Raw genomic sequence first — 24,318 nt, 5'->3', positions numbered from 1 at the left:
CCCGCGTCAGGCCCGCGCCATGAAAGACACCCCTGCCGCGACCGGACCGGCGACCGAGCCGTTCGCCGCGCGCGTCGCGCGGCATGTCAGCGACCTCCTGCGCCTTGCCTGGCCGGTCATGCTGTCGCGCGCCGGGATCCTGCTGATGGCGTTTTGCGACATCGCCATGCTGGGGCGCTATGCCCCCGGCGCGGTGGGCGAGGCCAATCTGGGGCTCTCGGTCTTCGTGCCCGTGCTGGTGATCGCGATCGGGCTCAGCTCGGGCATCGCGCCGGTGGTGGCGCATGCCTTCGGCCGGGGCAACTGGGCTGAATGCGGCCAGGCCTGGCGGCGCGGGCTGGTGTGGTCGCTGGTGATCTCGACCCTCGGCGCATGGGGCGTGTGGCAGGGCGAGTGGGTGCTGGCGGTGCTCGGCCAGTCGCCCGACTTCTCGGCCAAGGGCGGCGCGGTCGCGCAGGCGCTGGCGCCGGGGCTGATCGCCCAGACCGTCTTCGCGGTGTCCGCCTTCTACCTCGAGGCGACGCGCCGCCCAATGGCGGGCCTCGTGGTCATGCTGGGCGCGAACGTGCTGAACTTCGGGCTGAACTGGCTGCTGATCTTCGGCCATGCCGGCTTCCCCGAGCTGGGCGCAGTGGGCGCGGCGCTCGCCTCGACCCTCGTGCGCTTCGCCGCCGCCTTCGCGATGATCGCCATCATCCTGCTGCAGCGCGACCCGCGCCATGCCGGCGTGACCGGCCCGTGGGAGACCTTCTGGGGCCCCGGTGGCTGGCGCGCGGGCTACCTCATGCGCAAGCTCGGCTTCTCGGCGGGGCTGGCGAATGGGTTCGAGACGGTCGGATTCGCGGCGATGAGCCTCTTCGCCGCCTCGCTCGGCCCGCTCGCGCTCGACGCCTACTCGATCTCGCACAACCTGGTCGCGACCCTCTTCATGGTGGGCCTGGGGCTCGCGGTCGCGACCGGCGTGCGCGTCGGCATCGAGACCGGCCGCGACCGCCCCGACGAGGCCGCTTTCGCCGGATGGACGGGGCTCGGCGTCTCGGTGGTGACGATGTCGATCCTCGGAGCGGCGGTCTTCCTCGGCCGCGACAGCATCGCCGCGGTCTACACCGACGACCCCGCGGTGATGGCTCGCGCAGCCGCGCTCTTCGCCTTCTCGGCGCTGGTCTTCGTGCCCGACTCGGCGCAGGTCGTGATGGGCCAGGCGGTGCGCGCGCTGGGCGACGCCTGGATCGCGATCCTCGCCTATGTCCTGGCCTTCACCATCCTCTTGATCCCGGTCGGCTGGTGGATGGTCAACCGTGGCGGCTGGGACGAAAGCGGGCTGGTCGTGACCATCATCGGCTGCTGCATCGTCGCCGTGGTGCTGCTGGCCTGGCGCTTCCGGGTGCTGACGCGGGGGGCTTCGCGATGAGGCGGCGTCGGCGCGACAGCGCGCTGATCCGCGCAGGCGAGTGGCTGGTCTACGCCCTCGGCCGCACCTTCGCGGCACTCACCCGCCATGTCCCGCTCTGGCCGCTCGAGGGGGCGTTCGGCGCCCTCTGCGGCCTCGTCGTGCTGGCGGTCCCGGGCTTCCGCCGCCGGGTCGAGCAAAACCTCACCCTCGTGCGGCCCGCGCTCGATGCCGCCGCGCGGCGCCGGCTCACGCGCGCCGCCGCCGCGCAGTTCGGGCGGCTCATGGTCGAATACGCCCATTTCCCGCGGTTCGTGAGCGAGACCGAGATCCGCGCCGAGGGGCTCGACCAGCTTGCCGCCATCGCCCGCTCGGGGCGCGGCGCGGTGCTGGTGACCGCCCATTACGGCAACTGGGAAGCCGCGCGCGTCGCCGCCCAGCGCGCGGGCGTCGAGTGCGGCATCATCTACCGCGCCTTCAACAACCGCTACATCGACCGCCGGGCGATGATCGTGATCCCCCGGGCGGGCCGCCCCGTGCTGCAGAAGGGCGCCAGCGGCATGCGCGCCTTCCTGCAGCATGTCGAGAAGGGCGGCGTAGCCATGGTGCTGGTCGACCAGCGCAACAGCGGCGCGCCCCTGATCCCGTTCCTCGGCCAGCCGGCCGAGACGGTGACCATCGCGGCCGAGCTGGCACGGCGCACCGGGGCGGCGCTGATCCCGACCGTGGCGCGGCGCAACGCCGCCGAGCGGCGCTTCGACGTGAGCTTCGAGCCCGAGATCCCACATGCCCCGCCGCGCGAGATGATGGCCGAGGTGAACGACCGCATCGGCGCCTGGATCGAGGCCGATCCGGCGCAATGGTTCTGGTTTCACCGCCGCTGGAAGCGCCGCGCGACCATGCGGCGCGAGGGCGACACGCGGCGCGGCAAGCGCGCCAACGGCGCCTCCGGCATGCCGCCCGCGGACGGCGCGTGAACCTGCGCGCCGGCCGAGAGGCGGCTGCCCAGACCTCGTCGGCTCAGGATGTCGGCGCGTGGCGTGCGACGGCGAGCACGCGCCCGCCGTCGGGCTCCTGCACCCAGATCGCCAGACCCATGCCGAGCCCGGGCATCGCCAGCAGGAGCGAATCCCCGCTGTTCGCCGGCGCGGGCCCCAGGGCTTCGAGCGCGTGCACCACATTGTGGTAGGTGATGCTCCGGCCGGCGTTCTCGCCGCGCTCGATCTCGACGGTGCGGGCGGCTTCGTACTCGGCCATCCACACGACGCTGCCCTCGGGCACGCCGGTCATCGAACAGCGCAGCATGCTGCCTTCGACGGTCAGCTCGATCCGGGCCGGCGGCTGCCCCGCGCGAGCCTCGGCGATCGCGGCGTCGAGTTCGGTGCGCTGCGCGCCGCGGACCTCGACATGACCGTCAACCACCATCTGCGGCGTGTAGACATAGCGCGCGTCCCAGGCGTCGCGGTAGGCCTTCTGCCGGGTCGTCGCGGCCGGCATGCCGAAGGTGTCGCGCCAGCCCAGGTAATCCCAGTAATCGACATGCAGGCTCAGCGGCAGCACGTCGTCGCGCCCGGCAAGCTCGCCCAGCAGCTTGTCGGCGGGGGGGCAGGAACTGCAGCCCTGGCTGGTGAACAGCTCGACCAGCACGACGCTCTCGCCGGCGGTCGCGCTGCCCGGCGCCGCGCCCAGCAGGGCGGCGAGGATGGCGGGGATCGTGGTGCGGCCGATGGATTTCATGGCGAGAGAATATGATGCCCCGCCGCGGGCTGCCAATCACCCTCGCGTGACGCCCGCCTCGATGCTCCGTTTCGTCCCGGCGCGCCACCCCGGGGCGCGCCGGGTGCCGCCGGTCAGTGCAGCACGAACTCGTGCTCGACCATTCTCAGTTCCGCGGGACGCAGCAGCCGCGAATGCGCCAGCCTGACCGAATGGATCGGACCATCCAGCTCGCGCGTCCAGAAGTCGAGGAATTTCCTGAGGTTGGGGAATTCTGGCGCAAGATCGTAATCCTGCCAGACATAGGTCTGGATGAGCGACTTGGCGTCGGGCATCCGGTAGAAGATCTCCGCCGTCGCGAGCGAGTAGCCCTCGAGCTGGCGGCGAAAGTCCGGGTCGGTTCGTCTCATTTCCTGTTCCGTGTGGCAGCTCCCTTGCCGTTTGCGCGCCGCGCCCGGCGTGCGTTGCGGCACGGTCCCGGACGGGTGCGGTAGGATCATGGTGCCATCGAAGGGCGGCAACGCGGTAGCTGGAAAATTTCCGTGCAATGCCGCATAATTCGCGCCGCACACTCACATGCGACGCAAGTTGGCCTTTGCAGGGCGTTGCTATCGTGCGCCTTGGGCGTCAGCCCGCCTGCCAGGCCGCATCGAAGAAGGCGCGCTCCAGGCGAACGGCGCGGGCGAAATCGGCTTGCATCCGGGCGCGCAGATCGGGGTCAGCCCGCTCCCACGCAGCATCGAGTTGCCCGCGCAGATAGGCAACGACTGCCTCGAAGCCGGGACCGGCATGAAGCGTAATCCACTCGGCGAACTGGAAAGGCAGATCGGGCGCCGGCGGGTTGTGCGGTGTGGCCCAGCTCAGATAGCTCCACTCGGCGACTGTCAGCACGGCAATCATCCGCCCGTACTCACCCGACGCCGCCGCCTCGGCCATCAGCGCCTGGAAGGCCTTCGTCTGCGGCGCGAGCCGCGGCGCCACGCGGTCGGCCCGCGGCACGTCCAGCAGGTCGAAGGCCCGCTGGAAATAGGTGTTCTCGGGCCCGGTGATCACGGCGAGGAACTGTGCCAGCGGCACCGAATCGGCCAGTGAAGGTGCGGTCGCGATGGCCGAGGCGGCCAGCCGGACGAAGCCGTCGATGAAGGCGTAGTCCTGCACCAGGTACCACGCCAGCCGCGCCGGCGGCAGGCTTCCCCCGGCAAGAGCGATGGTGAAGGGATGGCCGGCGATCGCCTCCCACTCGGCGCTATGCGCCGCACGCAGGGTTTGGCTCGGGGTCATCATGCGCCTCGCTCGGCCGGACATGGGAACGCCCGGGCCGCGCGGGCCCGGGCGCATCGTCGCTGACGTCGCCGCGTCAGGCGGCCAGGTTACGCAGCACGTAGTGCAGGACGCCGCCGTGCTCGACGTACTCGATCTCGATCTCGGTATCGATCCGGCACAGCAGGTCGATCTCCTTCGTCGAGCCGTCCTTGTAGGTGATCGTAGCCTTCACCGTCTGGCGCGGCCGCAGGTCGCCCGAGAGGCCCTTGATCGAGACCGTCTCCTCGCCCGTCAGCCCCAGCGACTTGCGCGTGTCGCCGCCGGTGAACTCGAAGGGCACGACGCCCATGCCGACCAGGTTCGAGCGGTGGATGCGCTCGAAGCTCTCGGCGATCACCGCCTTGACGCCCAGGAGCGCGGTGCCCTTCGCCGCCCAGTCGCGCGACGATCCGGTGCCGTATTCCTTGCCGGCGAAGATCACCAGCGGCACGCCCTTGGCCTTGTAGGCCATGGCCGCGTCGTAGATCGGCATCTGGCTGCCGTCGGGCCCCTTGGTGTAGCCGCCCTCGACCCCATCCAGCATCTCGTTGCGGATGCGGATGTTGGCGAAGGTGCCGCGCATCATCACCTCGTGATTGCCGCGCCGCGCGCCGTAGGAGTTGAAGTCGCGCACCGGGACCTGGTGCTCCTCGAGGTACTGGCCGGCCGGGGTGGTCGGCTTGAAGGACCCCGCGGGCGAGATGTGGTCGGTGGTGACCGAGTCGGCCAGCAGCGCCAGCACCCGCGCGCCCTCGATGTCCTCGATGGTGCCGGCCGACTTGCCCATGCCCTTGAAGTAGGGCGGGTTCTGCACGTAGGTCGAGGTCGAGGGCCAGGAATAGGTCAGGCCGCCGCCAGCGTCGATGCCGCGCCAGCGCTCGTCACCCTTGAACACGTCGGCATAGCGCGACTGGAACGCCTCGCGCGTCACGGTCTGCTCGACCAGCTCGGCGATCTCCTTCTGGGTCGGCCAGATGTCCTTGAGATAGACGGGCTTGCCATCCAGCGCCTCGCCCAGCGGCTCGCGCGTGATGTCGAGGTTCATGTCGCCCGCGATCGCGTAGGCCACCACCAGCGGCGGCGAGGCCAGGTAGTTGGCCCGCACGTCGGGGTTCACGCGGCCCTCGAAGTTGCGGTTGCCCGAGAGCACCGAACACGCGACCAGGTCGCCCTCGTTGATCGCCTTCGAGATCGGCTCGGGCAGCGGGCCCGAGTTGCCGATGCAGGTGGTGCAGCCATAGCCCACCAGGTTGAAGCCGATGGCGTCGAGATCCTCCTGCAGGCCCGCCGCCTCGAGATAGGCCGACACCACCTGGCTGCCCGGGGCGAGCGAGGTCTTGACCCAGGGCTTGCGGGTCAGCCCCAGCGCCCGCGCCTTGCGCGCCACCAGCCCCGCGCCGATCATCACGTAGGGGTTCGAGGTGTTGGTGCACGAGGTGATCGCCGCGATCACCACCGAGCCGTCGCGGATCGCGAAATCGGCACCGTCCACCGCCTTGGTCTTGCGCGGGTCGTTGGCGGGCGCGGGCGTCGGCCCCTCGGCCGCCATGTCCGCCGCCGGGGCCGAGACGTCGACGCCGCGGTAGTCGGCCACGACCTTGTAGAAGGACGGCGCCGCCTCCTTCAGCAGCACGCGGTCCTGCGGCCGCTTGGGCCCCGCCAGCGAGGGCTCGACCTCGCCCATGTCGAGATGCAGCGTGTCGGTGTAGACCGGCTCGTAGCCCGCGCCGCGCCACATGCCGTTGGCCTTGGCATAGGCCTCGACCAGCGCGATGCGCGCCTCGTCGCGGCCGGTGACCTTGAGATAGCGCAGGGTCTCGTCGTCGATCGGGAAGAAGCCGCAGGTCGCGCCGTATTCCGGGGCCATGTTGCCGATGGTGGCGCGGTCCGCCAGCGGCAGATGGTCGAGCCCGTCGCCGTAGAACTCGACGAACTTGCCCACCACGCCCTTCTTGCGCAGCATCTGGGTGACGGTCAGCACCAGGTCGGTGGCGGTCACGCCTTCCTTCAGCTTGCCGGTCAGCTTGAAGCCCACGACTTCGGGGATCAGCATCGAGATCGGCTGGCCCAGCATCGCGGCCTCGGCCTCGATGCCGCCCACGCCCCAGCCCAGCACGGCCATGCCGTTCACCATGGTGGTGTGGCTGTCGGTGCCGACCAGCGTGTCGGGATAGGCCACTTCCTCGCCGTTCTGGTCCTTGTCGGCCCAGACCGTCTGGGCAAGGTATTCGAGGTTCACCTGGTGGCAGATGCCGGTGCCCGGCGGCACCACGCGGAAGTTGTCGAAGGCGCCCTGCCCCCATTTCAGGAACTCGTAGCGCTCGCCGTTGCGCTCGTATTCGCGCTCGACGTTCAGCTGGAAGGCGCGCGGGTTGCCGAACTCGTCGACCATGACCGAGTGGTCGATCACCAGGTCGACCGGGTTGAGCGGGTTGATCCGCTCGGGGTCGCCGCCCAGCGACACCATCGCGTCGCGCATGGCGGCGAGGTCGACCACCGCGGGCACGCCGGTGAAGTCCTGCATCAGCACGCGCGCCGGGCGATAGGCGATCTCGCGGTCGGCCTTGCCGCCCTGAGCTGCCCACTGCGAGAAGGCGCGCACGTCGTCGGTCGTGACGGTCTTGCCGTCCTCGAAGCGCAGCATGTTCTCGAGCACGACCTTGAGCACGGCCGGAAGCTTCGAGAAATCGCCAAGCCCCGCGGCCTCGGCGGCGTCGATCGAGTAATAGGCAAACTTCGACCCGCCCACGCTCAGCGTGCGGCGCGTCTTTGCCGTGTCGGTTCCGACGGTGATCGGCATGTCTCTTCCCTCCCGGATCAGGCGTGTTCGCGCGGCGTCCCGGCCCGTCATGACCCCGCGACTCGGGGGCCCGCGCCCGGGGGCCTTAAGATGGACCCTCTATGCACCAAAAATAATCTTAAGACAACGGGTGCACGTGTCGCAGCCGCTGCCGCACCCCGCCCGCGGCCGGCCGGCGCGCGGACGGCGTGCGCGGCGCGGCGCCCACCATGCGCCGAGATGGCCTCTTTGCAAAGCCCGGCGGCGTCACTAACCAGAGGGCATGGACCTCGAGATCGACAACCTCGCCTGCCGGCGCGCCGGACGCATGGTGTTCCGGGACCTCGACTTCCGCCTCGGCGCGGGCGAGGCAGCGGCGCTGCGCGGCCCCAACGGGGTGGGCAAATCGACGCTGCTGCGCGTGCTGGCGGGGCTGATCCCGGCCGCCGGGGGCGACGCGCGGCTCGGGGACATCTCGCTCGCCCGCGACCGCGGCGCCTTCCAGGAGCGCGTGGCCTATGCCGGCCATCTCGACGCGGTGAAGCCCGCGCTGGGCGTGGCCGAGAACCTCGCCGTCTGGGCCGGCCTGCACGCGACCGACGCCGGCCGGGTGGCCGCCGCCCTCGAGCGCTTCGGCATCGGCCACATTGCCGGCCATCCTGCCGCGCAGTGCTCGGCCGGGCAGAAGCGGCGGCTGGGGCTTGCGCGCCTGCTCGTGATCGACCGCCCGCTCTGGCTGCTCGACGAGCCCACGGTCTCGCTCGACGCAGCCTCCTCGGCGCTGGTGGCCGAACTGGTGCGCGAGCACTGCGCCAAGGGCGGCATGGCCCTGATCGCCACCCATATCGAGCTTGGCCTCGGCGCCGGCCCGGTGCTCGAGATGCACCCCCCGCAGGTCGCCGGGCAGGCCGCGGAACATGGCGACGCGGCCGATCCCTTCCTGGAGGGCGCCTGGTGAGATCCCCCTTCGCCGCCCTGGTGCGCCGCGACACGCGGCTTGCGCTGCGCCTTGGCGGCGGCGGCGCGGTGGGCATCGCCTTCTTCGTGTTGGCGGTGGTTTTGATTCCGCTGGGGGTGGGACGCGAGGCGGCGACGCTCGCGCGGATCGCGGGTGGCGTCTTGTGGGTCGCGGCGCTGCTGGCGGCGCTCCTGTCGCTCGACCGGCTGTTCCAGGCGGATTTCGAGGACGGCTCGCTCGACCAGCTCATGCTGGCGCCGATGCCGCTGGAACAGGTCGTGCTGGCCAAGACCCTCGCGCACTGGGTGACCACGGGGCTTCCCATGACGCTGATCGCCCCGGTATTGGGCGCGATGCTGCAACTGCCCGACGCGGCACTTCCCTGGCTCGCGATCGCCATGGCGGTGGGCACACCCGCGCTCAGCTTCATCGGCGCGATCGGGGCCGCGATCACCGTGGGCGTGCGGCGCGGCGGGCTGCTCCTGTCGATCCTGGTGCTGCCGCTCTACATCCCGACGCTGGTGTTCGGCGCGCGCGTGGTCGAGAACGCGCTGCTCGACCTCTCGGTCACCGGCGTGCTGGGGCTGCTCGGCGGGCTCACGCTGTTCGCGGCGGCCCTCGCGCCCTTCGCCGCGGCGGCCGCGCTCAGGATCAACGCGCGCTGACGCCATCCCGGCCTGCGGCACGGCGTAACAAGGGCATTGCGGACATTGCCGCCGGCGCGGCGACGGATTACCTAGGCCCCATGTCGATCTGGCGCTACGCGAACCCTGCCGAGTTCATGCGGCTGACCGACCGCCTGGTCGTGCCCCTCTGGGCCGCGGCGGCGGCGCTGATGGCCGTGGGCCTGTACTGGTCGCTGGCGCTGACGCCCGACGACTACCAGCAGGGATCGACGGTGAAGATCCTGTTCATCCACGTGCCCGCGGCGATGCTGGCGATCAACACCTACGCAGTAATGGCGGTGGCCTCGGGCGTGGGGCTGATCCGGCGCCATCACGTCAGCTTTCTCGTGGCCAAGGCAGCGGCCCCCGTCGGCGCCGCCTTCACCGCCATCGCGCTGATCACCGGCGCAGTCTGGGGCCAGCCGATGTGGGGCACCTGGTGGGTGTGGGACGCGCGGCTCACGGCCGTGCTGATCATGTTCTTCTTCTACCTCGGCTACATGGCGCTGTGGGCCGCGATCGAGGAGCCCGAGAAGGCCGCCGACCTCTCCGGCGTGCTTTGCCTGGTCGGCGTGGTCTTCGCCTTCCTGTCGCGCTACGCGGTAAACTTCTGGGCGACCCTGCACCAGGGCGCGTCGCTCTCGATGGCCGAGGGGCAGCGGGTCGACGACGTGTTCCGCACACCGCTCTACATCATGATCGCGGCCTTCTATGTCCTCTTCGTCGCGATACTCGTGGTGCGCGCGCGCACCGAGATCCGCGCCCGCCGCGCCCGCTCGCTCAGGCTGCAGGAGGCGCGGGCATGATCGACTACCTCGCCAACGACCGCCACGCGCTCTACGTGGTCTCGGCCTATGGCGCGACCGCCGCGATCCTGGCCTGGCTGGTCTGGTCGACGCTGGCCGCCAATGCCCGCGCGCGGCGCGACATGCAAGATGCCGAACAGCGCCGGAGGAAAGGATGACCGACGACGCCCCCCAGAGCCCGCGGAGCGGCTTTCGCCTTTGGATGATCGTGCCGGCGCTGGGCGCGGCCGCGGTCATGGCCGTGTTCCTGCTGGGGCTCGAGCGCGACAACCCGCGCGACCTGCCCTCGACCTTCATCGACAAGCCCGCCCCGGCGTTCGAGCTGCCTCCGCTCCATGACGGCCAGCCGGGCTTCTCGACCGCCGACCTGCAGGTGCCGGGCGTCAAGCTGGTGAATATCTGGGCCAGCTGGTGCGTGCCCTGCCGCGCCGAGCACCCGGTGCTCGAAAAGCTCGCGGCCGAGGGCGTGACCATCCACGGCATCAACTACAAGGACGACCCCGCCAAGGCGAAGGCGTTCCTCGACGACCTGGGCAACCCCTACACGCTGATCGGCGCCGACACCAACGGCCGCGCCGGGATCGACTGGGGCGCCTATGGCGTGCCCGAGACCTTCGTGATCGATGGCCAGGGGCGCGTCGTCTACAAGCATATCGGCCCGATCATGGCCACCGACATCGACAGCAAGATCCGCCCCGCCCTGGCCGAGGCCGCCGCGCGCTGACCGTCGGTCAGCCCAGCAGGGCCTGGGCCAGCAGGCCGACCCCGAAGCCCCCGATGGCGGCGAGCGACGGCGTCTGCCGGTTCTCGAGATGTGCCTCGACCGCGATGTCCTGGAACATCAGGAACAGAATCCCGCCCGCAGCACCCATCATGATCGCGCCCGTAACTTGCGGCAGGCCCGCAAGCACCAGGTCGCCGAACAGAACCGCGACCGGGCCCACCGCTGCGAGCGCCAGGAACAACGTCATGGTCCGCGACCTGCCGACCCGCCCGTCAGCGCCCATCTCGCGCCAGGCATTGAAGCCCTCGGGCAGGTTCTGAAGCCCGATCATGAGGGCAAGCAGCCCGGCCTCGGGCGCCCCGGCCGACAGCATCGCCCCGAGTGCGATAGCCTCCGGGACGAAATCCGTCATCATCGCGAGAAACTGCGCATGGGCGCCCCCATGCGCACGCTGCGCCCGCTCGATCCGCGCGAAGATCAGCGCTCCCGCGAGGAAAGCGGCGATCGCCGCCCAGGCGGGCAGCACCTCCATCCCCTCCGGCACCAGCACCAGAGCGACCGCCGCCACCAGGATTCCGCCGCCAAAGGCGATCACGCTGTGGCGGAACTCGAGCTCGAGCCATCGCGGCTGGATCCGCTCGACCCGCGCGACGAGCCCGCCGAGCGGGATCATCAGCCCCGCGAAGCTGCCGTAGAGAAGGGCAAGCCAAAGATGCTCCATCACCCGCGAGCCTAGCCCTGCCCACACCGACGCGACAGCGTGCTGGAGGCCGTCAGCGCACGGTGTCCTCGATCATGTGCCGCCTGAGCAGCGGCAGCTGCAGCGCCATGAAGCCCATGGTCAGCGGCAGGTTGCCGAAGGTTTTGAAACTGACCCAGAACTCGGTGCTCTGGCTGCGCCACACGATCTCGTTCAGCACCGCCATGAAGGTGAAGAAGATGGCCCAGCGCCGGGTGAAGATCATCCAGCCCCGGTCGTCCATCGGCATCGCCTCGCCCATCAGGTACTTGATGTAGCTGCGCCCCTGCACGAGCCCGATGCCCAGCGCGATCGCGAACAGCCCGTTCACGATGGTGGGCTTCATCTTGATGAAGGTCTCGTCCTGCAGCCACAGCGTCAGCCCGCCGAACACCGCAACCACGACGCCGGTCACCACCGCCATGCGGGGCAGTCGCCGGGTCATCGACCACGACGCCGCCAGCGACACCGCGATCGCGATCATGAAGGCCGCCGTCGCGATGAAGAGCGGCCCCGACTCGGTCGCCAGTGCCGCGGGCCCCGTCGCCGCAGCCATGGCATCGTGCAGCGCAGGGATCTCCAGCAGTTCGCGCCCGTAGCGGAACACGCCGAAGAACACGACAAGCGGACCCAGCTCCAGCGCGAGCTTGAGCAGGGACGACGGTTCGGCGGGGGTCGGGGTCTCGGCGGTCATGCGGCACATGTAGCGGCGCCGGACGCCGCTGTCACCCACCCCGCGACACCTTGCTCATCCGAACTCGACCAGCATCGCGCCCGTCGCGATCAGCCCGATCAGCGCCAGCCGGGTGACGTCGATCCGCTCGCGGAAGATCAGCACGCCGATGGCGGTCGCAAAGATGATCGAGGTCTCGCGCAGCGCCGCCGCCTCGCCGACCTTGTCGAGCCGGGTGGCGAGCATCACGGCGCCGAAGCTGACGAAGGCGATCAGCGCGCCGAAAAAGCCGCGCACCGCCAGGTCGAAGGGCTGCGGCCGCCGCTCGGGCGCCATGTGGCGCCAGCGGTGGATCGCGATGAAGGGAAAGCCGAAACCACCCAGCACGAAGAACCAGGCGAGGAAGCTGAACGGGTTCTCGGCGAGCCGGATGCCATAGGCGTCGACGATGGTGTAGACGGCGATCATCAGCCCGGTCATCAGCGCGACGCCGATGGCCTGCCGCAACCCCGGCAGCGCCGCGATATCGACCCGCCGGGCGCGCAGGTTCGCCACCGCCAGCCCCCAGATCGAGGCCGACAGCAGCGCGATGCCCGCCCACTGCATCGGCGCCAGCCGCTCGCCGAAGATGAACACCGCCCCGATCGCGGTGGCCAGCGGCCCGGTGCCCCGCGCGATCGGGTAGACCAGGGTGAAGTCGCCCTTGTGGAAGGCGGTGCTCTGCAGCCACTCGTAGAGCAGGTGGATCAGGTAGGTCATCGCCAGCACCTGCCACACCGCGGCCGAGGGCAGCGGAAAGACGAAGAAGGCGAAGGGCATCGCCATCAGCGAATAGGCGACGTTGATCGCCCCGCGGTTCAGGTAGGGGTCGGCGCCCCCCTTGTTGATCGCGCCGAAGGTGGCATGGGCGAAGGCCGACAGAAGCGCCAGCGCGAAGGCCAGGACCGCCCCCTCCGGCGTGCCCGACATCGCAACGATCATCTCGCTCATTCATCGGGCTCCGTCGGCGAGGGCGCGGGGGCGGGAAGGGCGAAGCCGGCCGCTTCCAGCCGCGCGCGGAAATAGCGCTCGGTCGCCGCGGCCACCGCCTCGACGCCGCAGCCATGGAAGGCGCCGGAATGATCGGCGCCGCAGCCGGGGGTGAAGATCTCGACCGTCTCGGGGTAGCGCTCGGCCAGGAAGCCAAGGTGCTGGGGCTTGTTCCAGCGGTCTCGGCCAAAGCCCACCAGCAGCGCGGTGATCCGCTCGGCACTGGTCATCTCGTCGATCAGGCCGACGCGCTCGGGATTGTTGTCGCCGCGGGCGCGCTTGTCGCCCTCGCCGGTCCCGAAACAGGCCGGCGCGAACAGGATGCCCGCGTTCATCTCGTCGGGTGCGGCGCCCAGCGCCATCAGCGAGGAGCAGCTGCCGCCCGACTGCCCCGACAGGAAGATCCGGCCGGCGGGCACGCCCAGCGCCCGGAACCGGGCCACCAGCGCCAGGATCTCGTCACGCCGCTGGCGGGCGAAATGGGGCTGCCCGGGGGCCTGCGATGACTTCGTGCACAGGTAATAGACCCGCGTGCGGCCGATGCGTTCGAGCCGGGCGATCGCGGGCGGCGGGAAGTAGAGCGAGCCGAGGCACGACGGCGAACCCTCCATCGCCTCGGTGTGATGGTTCCAGATCACGATGTTGGTCTCGGCCGGGTGGTCGACGCGCAGCTCGATCCGGTCCGACCACCACCAGGTCCAGGGCGCGACATCGGCATGGTCGTTGACGAAGCCCGAGCCCATCATCGAGCGCGGCTCCTCGGATGGCGGGTCGGCAATCCAGGCCGGCGGCATCACCGCCATCGCACCCACGGCGATGAAGAGCAGCAGGAACACCGCCCCGATCGCCCGCAGGATCGACCCGACCCCCATCGCCCGGCGCTCAGTCGCCGAAGCCGGTCAGCGCCCGGGCGAACTCGTCCGGGTCGAAGGGGGCGAGGTCGTCGATGCTCTCGCCCACGCCGATCGCGTGGATCGGCAGACCGAAGCGATCGGCCAGCGCCACCAGCACGCCACCCTTGGCGGTGCCATCCAGCTTGGTCATCACCAGGCCCGACACATCGGCGATCTTGCGGAAGATCTCGACCTGGCTCAGCGCGTTCTGCCCGGTGGTCGCGTCCAGCACCAGCACGGTGTTGTGCGGCGCCTGCGGGTCCTTCTTGCGGATCACCCTTACGATCTTGGCCAGCTCCTCCATCAGGTCCTGCCGGTTCTGGAGGCGGCCTGCCGTGTCGATCAGCAGCATGTCGGCGCCCTCGGCCTCGGCCCGGACCATCGCGTCAAAGGCCAGCGAGGCGGGGTCGGATCCCTGCGGCGCGGTCATCACCGGCACGCCCGCCCGGCTGCCCCAGACCTGCAGCTGCTCGACCGCCGCGGCGCGGAAGGTGTCGCCCGCCGCGATCACCACGGACTTGCCCGCGCCGCGCAGCTGGCTCGCGAGCTTGCCGATCGTCGTCGTCTTGCCCGAGCCGTTCACGCCAACCACCAGCACCACCTGCGGGCGCTTGGCATAGATCGGCAGCGGCCGGGCCACCGGCGTCAGGATGGCCGCGATCTCGCGGGCCAGCGCCTCCTTGATCTCGCGGGTGCCCACGCGCCTGCCAAAATGTCCTTCGGCCAGCCGGGCCGAGAGCTTGATCGAGGTCTCGACCCCCATGTCGGCCTGGATCAGCACCTCCTCGAGGCTTTCGAGCATCGCATCGTCCAGCACGCGCTTGACCTCGCCCGGCTTCGTGCCGAAGGCGCGCGCGATGAAGCCCGGCCGGGACTCGGGTGCAGGAGCGGCGGCAGAGGCAGGCGAGGAGACGGGCGCTGGGGGTGGGGCCGGGGCCTCGTCGGGCGCCCCGGAAGACGCGTCTGCGGTATCCGCAGGCGCCTCGGCCCGCGCGGGCGCCGGGGGCTGCGGCGCGGCCGGCGCCTCGGGCTCGGCGGTCCCGCCCTCCTCCACAAGCGCCTCGAGCCCCTCGTCGAGTTTCGACGACGACTTGAAGAGTCGCTCTTTCATCTTCTTGAAGAAGGACATGACTGATCCCTGCCGCTCGGCTCCGCCTGTGCCTCCTTAACGCGGCTTTCGCCGCAGGCAAAGACGGCCCGGCCATGCCAGTGCCGATCTGCGGCGGGATGATGCCTTCGGTGACCGATCCGGCGAAGCTTGTGATCACCTCTCGCGACGCCGGCCTCGCTGCGTGTGACCGATCTCGACGTCACGGCAAGAAAATGGATGGTTCAAATTATTGTATACATATATCAATAGCTTATTGTCATTTTCACGCGTGAAAGCGGCGCCGTTGCGGTTTCACGCAGCGACCAGGCGCTCGCCCTCGACGCCCGCGATCCGGGTCGGCAGGATCTCACCGACCGGCTGCGGCGTGGGGAAGATCACCTCGGCGAAACCCTCGGTCCGGCCCATGTCCGGCCGCTCGGTCAGCACCTGGTCGGCGCGCCCCACCTGGGCCGCGAGGAAGGCCGCCACCCGCCCCGCGCCCGCCGCGCGCAGCCGCGCCGCGCGCTCGGCCCGAACGGCTTTCCGAACCTGGGGCATCCGCGCCGCCGGCGTGCCCTTGCGCGCCGAGTAGGGGAAGACATGCAGCCAGGTCAGGCCGCATTCCTCGACCAGCTTGAGCGAGTTCTCGAACATCGCCTCGGTCTCGGTGGGGAAACCCGCGATCAGGTCGGCGCCGAAGACGATGCCGGGGCGCTTGGCCCGCATCTCCTCGCAGAAGCGGATCGCGTCGTCCCGCAGGTGGCGCCGCTTCATGCGCTTGAGGACCATGTCGTCGCCAGCCTGCAGGCTCAGATGGAGATGCGGCATCAGCCGGCTTTCCGAGGCCATGGCATCGACCAGCGCGGGATCGGCCTCGACCGAGTCGATCGACGAGATCCGCAGCCGCGGCAGGTCGGGCACCATCCTCAGGATCCGCTGCATCAAATCCCCCAGCGGCGGATTGCCCGGAAGATCGCCGCCCCACGACGTGAGGTCGACCCCGGTCAGCACCACCTCGGCGAAGCCGCGGTCCACCAGGCGGCGGATCTGCTCGACCACCACGCCCGCCGGCACCGAGCGCGAGTTCCCGCGCCCATAGGGGATGATGCAGAAGGTGCAGCGATGGTCACAGCCGTTCTGGACCTGCACATAGGCTCGCGAACGCGTGCCGAAGCCGTCGATCAGGTGTCCCGCCGTTTCGCGCGCGCTCAGGATGTCGTCGACCTGCACCCGCTCGGTCTCGCCCACGAAGTCGGGGGCGGCAAGCGCGCGCCAGGTCTCGCCCTTCATCTTCTCGAGATTGCCGATTACCCGGTCGACCTCGGGCATCTCCGCAAAGGTGCCGGGCTCGGTCTGCGCCGCACAGCCGGTCACGATCAGCGTGGCATCCGGGTTCTCGCGGCGCAGCTTGCGGATCTGCTGGCGCGCCTGGCGCACCGCCTCGGCGGTCACGGCACAGGTGTTGACGACCACCGCGTCGCCCAGCCCCGCCTCGGCGGCGAGATCGGTCATCGCCTGCGTCTCGTAGGCGTTCAGCCGGCAGCCGAAGGTCGCGAAGATCGGCGGGCGGGCGGTCATGCGCCGATCCCCGCCAGGAACTGGGGCGAGAGATGCCCCTCGAACACATGCGCGACGGGCCCCGTCATCAGCACATGGCCGTCCTCGCGCCATTCGAGGTCGAGCACGCCGCCGTCGAGTTCCATCGTGACCCGCGGGTCCAGGAGCCCCTTGCGCACGCCCGCGACCACCGTCGCACAGGCGCCCGAGCCGCAGGCCTGCGTGATCCCGGTGCCGCGCTCCCAGACCCGGAGGCGCAGGTGGTGGCGGTCGCGGATCTCGGCAAACTCGACATTCGTGCGCTCGGGGAACAGCGCGTGATGCTCGATCCGCGGCCCGATCGAGGAAAGCTCGACCGCCGCGACATCGTCGACGAAGAACACGCAGTGCGGGTTGCCCATGCTCACCGCGCCGGGCGCGCCCTCGATCGGAAGGCTGACCGTGTCGAGCGGCCCGGCCAGCGGGATCTCGCGCCAGTCGAGCCGCGCGGGGCCCATGTCGGCCGTGACACGCCCGTCGGGCTCGCGCCAGGCCGCGAGCTGCCCATTGCCGGTCAGCATCGTCACGCCGGGCGCCCCGCTCTCGCTCATCAGAAGATGCGCAACGCAGCGGGTCGCGTTGCCGCAGGCCCCCGCTCTGGTGCCGTCGGCGTTCCAGAAATCGATGCGGGCGTCCCCGACCCCGGACGCGCCGATGACCGCGAGCTGGTCAAACCCCACCCCCCGGTGCCGGTCGCCAAGCGCGCGCGCCAGCGCAGGCGTTATCGCCTCGGCGCGCGCACCACGCGCGTCGATGATGACGAAGTCGTTGCCAAGGCCGTGCATCTTGCGAAACGCCAGGCCCGGAGACGCGCTGTCATGTCCCGTGCTCATGGGCGAGCATATAACGCCGGCCGAGCCGTCGCACCAGTACCTGCCCCTCTTGACCGAAGCCCCGCCCCGCCCTACGGTCCGCGCCGTCCGCGGTCCACTGGGTCCGATCGGAGAGGGCGGGTAGCTCAGTGGTAGAGCAGCTGACTTTTAATCAGCTGGTCGTGGGTTCGATCCCCACCCCGCTCACCAACAAAATCAATAACTTAATGATCTAAGACGGCACTCAAGAGCATTTTTGGTGCAAATTTGGTGCAACACCTCTTGATCCCTGGACGCATCTGGTGAACGCTCACTGAATGATATCGGATTGCGCTTGCCATGCCTTCCATCAGCAAAATCGAGGGGAAACGCGGGATCAGCTGGAAAGCCGTGGTGCGCCGCCGCGGTGTTCAGACGGTGTCGCAAAGCTTCAAGCGCAAGACCGACGCTGAAGCCTGGGCCCGCAACATCGAAGCAGGTATTGATGCCGGAAGGTTCCGCGATGGAAGGCAAGCCCGAAAGCACACCGTTGGCGAGCTCATCGAGCGCTACATCTCGGAAATCATACCTCTCAAACGCTCTGGCAAAGTACAGATCCAGCAGCTGGGCTTTTGGCGGCGGCACCTTGGCGCCCTGCGCTTGTCTGAGCTGACACCGGATCGAATTCTGAGTGCGCGCGCCGAGCTCATGAAGCGAAGCGGCGCGACCAGGGAGGTTGGCCCGGCCACCGTCAATCGATATATGGCGGCCCTCTCCCACGCCTTGAGTGTGGCCGAAAAACAGTATGGCTGGCTCGAGGACAATCCGATGCGGAGAGTTCCGAGACTCAAGGAGCCGCAGGGACGCGTCCGCCATCTCTCCGATGAAGAACGTAAACGTTTACTCGACGCCTGCCAGCAGAGCTCCAACCCCTATCTACTACCCTTCGTTTTGATTGCGCTGACGACGGGCATGCGGAGGGGCGAGATTGAACGCCTGACATGGGCCGATCTCGACTGGGAGCGCGACAGGATCACGATCCACGAGACGAAAAATGGTGAACGACGCTCGGCGGCATTACTGAAACCCGTAAAGCTCGCCTTGACCGAGCTTCGAGAGAAGCGCCTCGACCCGAAAGCACTCGTCTTTCCGAGCAGGATTGGCAGCAGTCCAGCAAATATTATGAAGGCTTGGTACGCCGCCGTTCATCAAGCCGACATCGCCGATTTCAAATTTCACGACCTTCGGCACACTGCTGCGAGCTATCTTGCTATGGATGGCGCAAGCCTTCCAGAAATAGGGGCGGTCTTAGGTCACAAGACACCGCAAATGACAAAACGCTACGCACATTTTAGCGACGCTCACACCCGGCGGGTCGTAGAACGCACCATGGGTCGGCTTTTCGAAAATGACGAATAATCTGCTGGCCGATTTGCTCGATACGTACTTCGAAAAGCAGACTTGGACGCTCTTCGAAGCCATTTGCCTGCTGCAGGATATCGATCCAAAAAACCGAAAAAAACCAATCGTAGCCCATGGCGATGAAGACGAAATGCAGCGCCCGTACAAGATTGCCCTCGCATCCATGGCAGACCGTCGCGCAGGCCATCTGAGGGACGCGGAGGGCCGCGACCATCTCCGAGAGCTCGAACGGATCGAAGGGAGCGAGGGCGCGGCACGACACCTCGTCGATCCTCGAAACTTTGTTGCCTGGGCCTGCGCACGCTGGCCAGACGCAACCTCACACCTGAAGGAAGCAGAAGAGCGCTATCAGGACCGAAAGAAACAAGCGAAAGGCTGGACAAAGGCCGAAAAGGCTCTGCCCAAGAGCCGGGAAATCGCGGAGGAAGCGTTCTTTGAACTGCTTAAGGAAAAGGGAATCGAGGCAAAGGCGAAGTTCAACATTTCGGAGATGGCCCGCGAGCTTGAGCAGCGCCTAACGAAGGGCGGCGAGAAGCTCTATCGCTTTGACGCACTCCGGAAGTTCATAAGGCAGTGGATCGACGATTCGGTAGGCTAGACGGGAATACCAGAATCAACGAGCTAAATACCAATCAGATAATCAATATTTTTTGTTTTTTATCAATATGTTGAAGGAAACTGCCTGGTTTGTCGGGCCGCGAATCCCAGAGCACCCTTCTTTGTCAGCGCCGCAACGAACGCGACGCGATAAAGGAGATCAGCAAAATGACAGAGAGCAACCCCACGCGTCGCGAAGCACGCAAGCGGCTTGCAGCAATTCGCGATATTCCAAAAATCGAGGGCTATAGGTGGGCCTCTGAGCGATACCTGAGACATCTCGTCTTCAACGCACACGATCAACGCGGATCCGGCGGAGCCAAGCTCGCGGGAAACGGTTTTGCTCCGGCGATTATTCGCCTCGGGCGAAAGGTTCTTATCGACCTCGACGAATTTGATGCCTGGATCGAAAGGCATCGAGCGACGCATCGCGGGGAGGAAACGTTATGAAATCCGGCACCCCCTCTAACAAGCCTGTAAAGAGCAATCTTACGAACAAGCATGTCAACGGAAAACCCGCTCATTCGATCATCAAAATCAAGAAAGTCGGGAAAGGTAAACTGGACCTCGCATCACATAGTCCGCCCATAAGTGCAATTAATTGCAAATCCACCCCACAGATCGCAATGAGCATCGACAAAATAAGCCTCACGCTCCCGATAACATCGGCTGCCACGAAGGGAGCTATCTGGAATGTGGTCAAGGTTCAGGAAGAGCTCGGTTACGTGAAAAAGACGTACAGTAAAAATGGGTATTCGTATAACGCCTTTTTATCTCTGGACGTCTCGAAAGAGCCTGCTCTGCTTAGCTTATATCCAAATAAAAAAGAATATTCCTTTGTCCGCCTCGAATTTAATCCAGCAAAGATGGGGAAAGATGGCGTGGAGGAGCTTCTGCTTGCCCATATGGAATATATCCTCCCCGGAGGCCCGGAACAGCTCTTTCAAAGCGCGCGGGTCAGCCGACTTGATATTGCCATCGACTTATTGGGCATCGGTATTAAAAATACACTATTTTACTCCAACTACGCTGTACGGAGTGGATTCTACAAGAGAAATGGTTATCTTGAGACCCTTTATCTTGGAAGCCCAAAGTCAAACAGGCAGACTCGCATATACGACAAGAAGAAGGAGATGGCCAAAAATGAAATACAGTCGGAGTCTTCCGTACCGATGACTCGGATTGAACGCGTGGTGAAGCACGGAGGGCCTCTAAAAGAATTGGCATCTTGGGAAGACCCCTTCGGAACACTTCAACTCTGCATGTTGAGCGATGCCCCGCCGTCGATCGCTCCGTGGCTTTGGCGAATGTTCTGCAGCGCCGCAAATCAAACAACGCCGCAGGCAACTTTGGCACAGCTGCCCCCCGCCAAGAAGACGGCCTTTAAGGCGGCGATGCAGCAAGCTGCACCGCACTGGTGGTCAACTGAAGAGATCTGGGAGGAATGGCCGAATACCTTAGGGGCTGCGGGCCTTCGCCCTTCTGGATTCAAGCTGTAAACAGTGCTTATTGGGCACATCCTCGCCCACTCGGATGCTCGTCGAGCGCTCTCGGGTGATCATGTCCCCGGCAATCCCGAAGATGAATGCGGGACACCGGGGACAATCTACCTCACACCCAGTACGATACGAGCGAAGACTGGGAGTTCATCGCCTGCGTTGTTCGAACCGACCGGAAGCCGGTCTGAAATTTTAAATAATCTTATCAAACAGTTAATAAGGCACCGCGGCAATGAAACCCTCACAAACGGGGGCCCACTTGGCACATTCGTGTGAGACTAGTCCGCTTGGGGTTAGTGACCAAACGTCTTTGGGGAAAGGGCCAAACCTCAACTGTCAACGCTTACCAGCAATGGCGTGCTTGACGAGGAATCTTCCGCCGGCATTCGCGACATGAGGACACCACGCTCGCCTGCACAGCCAATCAGAAACCCCTTCATGAATTGAAGAAGACTCGGAACGGTGAGAGATCGTGGAAACGCTTAATGAAATCCTTCGAGCTGCAACCGCCAGAATTCAAGAACAGTATTTTAACCTCCCGATCGACGGTGGCGAGCCAATATTTAGAGAGCGCGTTTACTGTTATGAGCTCTACCATCAAATTCGCCTGCGATGGCCGCCCGACTGCCGATTCACCATCAATGGTGAGGTCGACAAGCGAGCGCATCCGATCCTGAGACAACTCGGCCTGATTTTTCGATGCCAGACATCTTGATACACACGCCCGGAGACATGGCAGGCAACCATGCGATCATCGAAGTCAAATCTGTAGAGGCCCGTCGAGGGGGCATTCGGAAAGACTTGGAAACGATGGCGAGATTTCGCAGGGTGGCGGGATATGAGCGAGCTATTTATCTGATTTTCGGAGGACGGGACCTCGAGACGGTCTACAGAACGGTGGAAGAGTTTCGTCCCCTGCCAGAGATTGAACTATGGGTTCATCCGCAGCCAGGAGAGCCCGCCGACAAGATCGCCACTTTAGGGGTCCAATCCCAACGCTTTGCGCCCTGATCTCTCACTCAAGGAAACTGGTCACACCCGACCGCGATATGGACCAGCCGCGAGACTTGACGATCCGCCCAGCGACTCCGGCCGATGCGGAGTTCATGGCGCCGCTCATCATTCAGGCGGGCGAGGGGTTGCCGCTGGCCACATGGGCATCGCTCGCCCGCCCGGGCCAGTCGGCGTTCGATCACGGGCTCGAGCGGATCCGCGGCTCGGAATCCTGGATCAGCTGGCAAAAGACGTGGATCGCTCTGGTCGACGGCTCGCCTGCAGGCGTGCTGGTGACCTACCTGCACGGCTCGGACATGCCCCAACCCGATCCCGACACCCCCGCCGGCTTCGTACCGCTGGTCGAACTCGAGGCATTGGCACCCAACAGCCGCTACATTCTCATCCTGTCGACGCTGGCGGATCACCAGGGCAAGGGGGTTGGTGGCGCCTTGCTCGCCCATGCGGAAGCGCTCGAAGGCCCCGGTCGGATGAGCCTGATCGTCTCGGACAGCAACACCGGCGCGCACCGGCTGTACGAGCGGAAGGGCTACAGGATCGTCGCGAGGCGCCCGATCGTGTCGATCCCGGGCTGGGATAGCCCGGGGACCGAGTGGATGCTGATGGTCAAGGACCTCGAATAGGCATTGTTTCAGGTGCGACGCAGGGGACAAAGGATCCGCCGTGCCGCTGCAAGCAACTGCCCCTTCCTTCGCGAAGGCTGGGGGAGTGCGGCCATGAAACTGATTGATCTCTCCAAAAACAGCTCAGATCACTGAATAAAGAGAATTATCAACCATCAAACTCAAGCCCCAATCCGTATGAGCTTTTCCAGTCAGAACGAAGGTTTCTCGCGGCAAGTGCAGCGACGGCTTCTCCAATCGATGCCGGGCTCTTGTGCGTCCCACCAGGCTTGGCTTCAGGGGTGACGAGAAGTGCATCTTCAATACCTGCCTCGTCCCAACGTATCCCACGGAGGACGCTCGAATAGGGGCTCGTCGACGAAGCGAAGGCGCGAACAGTACGAATTCCCTGCACAGACGCATACGAAAGCAAGACACGCTGCAGAAGCTTACCCGGCCACCAGGATGTCTTCAGCGGCTGGTCGTAATTCCCGATTGGCTCGCCCGCGAGCACGGCACCATATCCGCCACTTAGGATAATGATGTGCATCTTCTCCTTCAGGAGATGCGCAACCGCCCCAGCCCCCGCTCGATACAGCGATCCGCTGTAGCGCTGCCAGGCGGGCATGAGCGCAGCCTCATCAAGTGAGGTCTTCATAGCTGCATTCTTGCGCGCCGAAATAAGCTCTGCAGCCAATTCTGGCGCAATCTTGTCAGCGAGGCATGGGCCAGAATTCGCAGCGACGCCGCCATTACGCTTTCCCTTCGAGCACGGCATGATCAGAAGAGTCCTATCAAAGCGCTCTGGCACCAGCACCTTTTCCTCGCCTGAAGCGAGCTTCCGAGCGGGCTGAGAAGAGGGAGGCGGTTTCGCTGCCGCGACCGGTCCTGCACTGGCCAGCACATTAACAATCTTTCCTGCAGCGCCGACGCGTCGCTCTAAGGCTCCACGCTGCTCTAATCGACGGCAGATCTGATTGACTGTTTGGCGCGGCTTGATGCAGAGCTTTTCTGCAATCTCATCATCATTAAGCTCTGGCGATTGCGCCAGCAGCGCCATGATCCGCTCAGCGTGTGTCTCGCCCATCAGGCGCCCGCATTTTGGATATAGCGCTCAAGCGCATCCAAATAGGAGACTTCATAGCTCTCGTCGACATGATTGCTATTCCAAAGCCCGGAACCTCTGACGCGCGGGCGGTTACAGTGATGGCCAAGCCATCGATCTGATGGAGGGTCGATCGGCTCCTTTCCCCAGTCGCTCAGCAGCGCGATTGACCCGCGCTCAATGATTCCTCGTCCACTCTGGGGCCCGGCGTCATCTTCGACGGGCAGCCAAAGGAACGGCATCGCGCCGATAACGACGCTCACGGCGCGTTCCATTGTTAGCTCGGCGCCGCGCACCTCACGCGATGCCGAAGAGTGGCGATTGTCCCAATTCGGTGAGACATGGCCATCTCGCGCCATTAAAGCCGTGCCGACAATCAATCGAAATATTGACCCACGATGATTGCCCCCACCCGAACGCGCCTGCCCACGATGCTGGGAAAGGCGTTTCCAGAGCGTTGTACCCGACCCGGCTTTGAGCGCGTGCGTCCCCACGCGAACAACGCGAGGTCCCCGGCCACTCCCCGATCGATCCTCACCTTCCTCAAAAAAGAAATAGACACCGCGTTCTGGCCACGACAGCCGCCCGTGACACTCTGCCAGAATCCGCTTGCCCCCCACTCGGCGCTCGAGCTCATCCATCAAGGCGTAGAACCGGCGCAAATCTTCAAGGCGGTCCGTCATGGAGAAATCCACTCTCATGATAGAATATGTCACTCGACTGATTGCAGAATGTCCTAAGCAGTCCTAGGAAAACAGCACGAACAGTGACGATGGAAAATCGATGCGAGCCTTCCAAGCTTGATCACCTTGTATTGTCCGCAAACTTGCACCCCAATCTCGCGCAAACGTCTTTAACTTGCCCACGCTCTGGCTTCAGCTAGTGTGTGTCCGTTGTCAGATGATTTGGGCCACGGAGGAGGTTTTCG

At 66.1% G+C, this 24,318-nt stretch carries 25 protein-coding genes and 1 tRNA gene; 13 read left to right on the top strand and 13 right to left on the bottom strand.

Translation table 11 applies throughout. The features are described 5' to 3' along the window. Positions 1–19: 19 nt before the first annotated feature. Both H0I76_RS07795 and H0I76_RS07790 read left to right on the top strand, forming a co-directional pair. Positions 20–1,411 carry an MATE family efflux transporter gene (locus tag H0I76_RS07795; protein WP_200609015.1) on the top strand — a complete coding sequence of 464 codons (1,392 nt, stop codon included), beginning with the start codon at positions 20–22 and terminating at the stop codon, positions 1,409–1,411. Beyond that, positions 1,408–2,367: a lysophospholipid acyltransferase family protein gene (locus H0I76_RS07790; protein ID WP_200609013.1), complete on the top strand. Its 960-nt coding sequence runs from the start codon at positions 1,408–1,410 to the stop codon at positions 2,365–2,367. The genes H0I76_RS07795 and H0I76_RS07790 overlap by 4 nt, the downstream gene beginning before the upstream one ends. A 43-nt stretch (positions 2,368–2,410) precedes the next feature. Here H0I76_RS07790 and H0I76_RS07785 read toward each other — a convergent pair whose 3' ends face one another. From H0I76_RS07785 to acnA, 4 genes are all read right to left on the bottom strand, one after another. After that, positions 2,411–3,127 carry a DUF1223 domain-containing protein gene (locus tag H0I76_RS07785; RefSeq protein ID WP_200609011.1) on the bottom strand — a complete coding sequence of 239 codons (717 nt, stop codon included), beginning with the start codon at positions 3,125–3,127 and terminating at the stop codon, positions 2,411–2,413. Positions 3,128–3,240: 113 nt separating this feature from the next. Beyond that, the gene (locus H0I76_RS07780; RefSeq protein WP_200609009.1) at positions 3,241–3,516 is read right to left on the bottom strand and encodes an usg protein; all 276 of its coding nucleotides are present in this window, start codon (positions 3,514–3,516) and stop codon (positions 3,241–3,243) included. A gap of 217 nt (positions 3,517–3,733) precedes the next feature. After that, positions 3,734–4,387, bottom strand: coding sequence for a TenA family protein (locus H0I76_RS07775; RefSeq protein WP_200609007.1), 654 nt, complete (start codon positions 4,385–4,387; stop codon positions 3,734–3,736). Between the two features lie 76 nt (positions 4,388–4,463). Further along, entirely contained in the window at positions 4,464–7,208 is a 2,745-nt protein-coding gene (gene acnA / locus H0I76_RS07770) for an aconitate hydratase AcnA (RefSeq protein ID WP_200609005.1), read from the bottom strand. 262 nt (positions 7,209–7,470) lie between these two features. On the opposite strand from acnA, the gene ccmA reads away from it, so the two are divergent. The 5 genes from ccmA to H0I76_RS07745 all read left to right on the top strand — a co-directional run bounded on the left by ccmA (position 7,471) and on the right by H0I76_RS07745 (position 10,340). Next, positions 7,471–8,145 (top strand): heme ABC exporter ATP-binding protein CcmA, encoded by a 675-nt coding sequence (gene ccmA, locus H0I76_RS07765; RefSeq protein WP_200609003.1) that lies wholly within the window; start codon positions 7,471–7,473, stop codon positions 8,143–8,145. Continuing rightward, the gene (gene ccmB, locus H0I76_RS07760; protein ID WP_325166419.1) at positions 8,142–8,810 is read left to right on the top strand and encodes a heme exporter protein CcmB; all 669 of its coding nucleotides are present in this window, start codon (positions 8,142–8,144) and stop codon (positions 8,808–8,810) included. Before ccmA ends, ccmB begins: the two co-directional genes overlap by 4 nt. 80 nt (positions 8,811–8,890) lie before the next feature. After that, the gene (locus H0I76_RS07755) at positions 8,891–9,616 is read left to right on the top strand and encodes a heme ABC transporter permease (protein ID WP_200609001.1); all 726 of its coding nucleotides are present in this window, start codon (positions 8,891–8,893) and stop codon (positions 9,614–9,616) included. Further along, positions 9,613–9,774: a heme exporter protein CcmD gene (ccmD, locus tag H0I76_RS07750; RefSeq protein ID WP_200608999.1), complete on the top strand. Its 162-nt coding sequence runs from the start codon at positions 9,613–9,615 to the stop codon at positions 9,772–9,774. Before H0I76_RS07755 ends, ccmD begins: the two co-directional genes overlap by 4 nt. Further along, on the top strand, positions 9,771–10,340 hold the full coding sequence (locus tag H0I76_RS07745) for a DsbE family thiol:disulfide interchange protein (RefSeq protein ID WP_234455195.1): 570 nt from the start codon (positions 9,771–9,773) through the stop codon (positions 10,338–10,340). The genes ccmD and H0I76_RS07745 overlap by 4 nt, the downstream gene beginning before the upstream one ends. Positions 10,341–10,347: 7 nt before the next feature. Here the strand turns inward: H0I76_RS07745 and H0I76_RS07740 are convergent, their stop codons facing one another. From H0I76_RS07740 to dapF, 7 genes are all read right to left on the bottom strand, one after another. After that, a complete protein-coding gene (locus H0I76_RS07740) occupies positions 10,348–11,061 on the bottom strand; it encodes a ZIP family metal transporter (protein WP_200608997.1) in 714 nt (237 codons plus the stop codon). Between the two features lie 52 nt (positions 11,062–11,113). Further along, the gene (locus tag H0I76_RS07735) at positions 11,114–11,812 is read right to left on the bottom strand and encodes a septation protein A (protein WP_325166418.1); all 699 of its coding nucleotides are present in this window, start codon (positions 11,810–11,812) and stop codon (positions 11,114–11,116) included. 15 nt (positions 11,813–11,827) lie between these two features. Continuing rightward, positions 11,828–12,742, bottom strand: coding sequence for an EamA family transporter (locus H0I76_RS07730; protein WP_200608995.1), 915 nt, complete (start codon positions 12,740–12,742; stop codon positions 11,828–11,830). After that, the gene (locus H0I76_RS07725; protein WP_200608993.1) at positions 12,739–13,653 is read right to left on the bottom strand and encodes a hypothetical protein; all 915 of its coding nucleotides are present in this window, start codon (positions 13,651–13,653) and stop codon (positions 12,739–12,741) included. Before H0I76_RS07725 ends, H0I76_RS07730 begins: the two co-directional genes overlap by 4 nt. A 10-nt stretch (positions 13,654–13,663) precedes the next feature. Continuing rightward, on the bottom strand, positions 13,664–14,803 hold the full coding sequence (gene ftsY / locus H0I76_RS07720) for a signal recognition particle-docking protein FtsY (protein WP_200608991.1): 1,140 nt from the start codon (positions 14,801–14,803) through the stop codon (positions 13,664–13,666). Between the two features lie 273 nt (positions 14,804–15,076). Next, complete coding sequence (mtaB, locus tag H0I76_RS07715) at positions 15,077–16,342, bottom strand: tRNA (N(6)-L-threonylcarbamoyladenosine(37)-C(2))-methylthiotransferase MtaB (protein WP_200608989.1); 1,266 nt, start codon at positions 16,340–16,342, stop codon at positions 15,077–15,079. Further along, positions 16,339–17,193: a diaminopimelate epimerase gene (gene dapF / locus H0I76_RS07710; protein ID WP_200608987.1), complete on the bottom strand. Its 855-nt coding sequence runs from the start codon at positions 17,191–17,193 to the stop codon at positions 16,339–16,341. The genes mtaB and dapF overlap by 4 nt, the downstream gene beginning before the upstream one ends. Before the next feature lie 114 nt (positions 17,194–17,307). Between dapF and H0I76_RS07705 the strand changes: the two genes are divergently transcribed. The 6 genes from H0I76_RS07705 to H0I76_RS07680 all read left to right on the top strand — a co-directional run bounded on the left by H0I76_RS07705 (position 17,308) and on the right by H0I76_RS07680 (position 22,306). Then, positions 17,308–17,382: transfer RNA gene (locus H0I76_RS07705), tRNA-Lys, on the top strand. A 129-nt stretch (positions 17,383–17,511) separates the two neighbouring features. Beyond that, on the top strand, positions 17,512–18,570 hold the full coding sequence (locus tag H0I76_RS07700) for a tyrosine-type recombinase/integrase (protein WP_200608985.1): 1,059 nt from the start codon (positions 17,512–17,514) through the stop codon (positions 18,568–18,570). Continuing rightward, a complete protein-coding gene (locus H0I76_RS07695) occupies positions 18,560–19,171 on the top strand; it encodes a hypothetical protein (protein ID WP_200608983.1) in 612 nt (203 codons plus the stop codon). Before H0I76_RS07700 ends, H0I76_RS07695 begins: the two co-directional genes overlap by 11 nt. A gap of 167 nt (positions 19,172–19,338) precedes the next feature. Then, positions 19,339–19,620, top strand: a complete 282-nt coding sequence (locus tag H0I76_RS07690; protein ID WP_200608981.1) for a hypothetical protein — start codon at positions 19,339–19,341, stop codon at positions 19,618–19,620. After that, positions 19,617–20,669: a hypothetical protein gene (locus H0I76_RS07685; protein ID WP_200608979.1), complete on the top strand. Its 1,053-nt coding sequence runs from the start codon at positions 19,617–19,619 to the stop codon at positions 20,667–20,669. The genes H0I76_RS07690 and H0I76_RS07685 overlap by 4 nt, the downstream gene beginning before the upstream one ends. Positions 20,670–21,775: 1,106 nt before the next feature. Next, positions 21,776–22,306 (top strand): GNAT family N-acetyltransferase, encoded by a 531-nt coding sequence (locus tag H0I76_RS07680; protein WP_200608977.1) that lies wholly within the window; start codon positions 21,776–21,778, stop codon positions 22,304–22,306. 148 nt (positions 22,307–22,454) lie between these two features. On the opposite strand, the gene H0I76_RS07675 is transcribed toward H0I76_RS07680, so the two are convergent. Continuing rightward, positions 22,455–23,372, bottom strand: a complete 918-nt coding sequence (locus H0I76_RS07675; protein WP_200608975.1) for a hypothetical protein — start codon at positions 23,370–23,372, stop codon at positions 22,455–22,457. Then, the gene (locus H0I76_RS07670) at positions 23,372–24,073 is read right to left on the bottom strand and encodes a hypothetical protein (RefSeq protein WP_200608973.1); all 702 of its coding nucleotides are present in this window, start codon (positions 24,071–24,073) and stop codon (positions 23,372–23,374) included. The genes H0I76_RS07675 and H0I76_RS07670 overlap by 1 nt, the downstream gene beginning before the upstream one ends. Positions 24,074–24,318: the final 245 nt, after the last annotated feature.

The organism is Thermohalobaculum xanthum (assembly GCF_016623495.1).
GTDB classification, from domain to species: Bacteria; Pseudomonadota; Alphaproteobacteria; order Rhodobacterales; family Rhodobacteraceae; genus Thermohalobaculum; species Thermohalobaculum xanthum.
The sequence above is the reverse complement of the archived record's forward strand: the minus strand, read 5'-3'. Positions and strand labels throughout refer to the sequence as shown.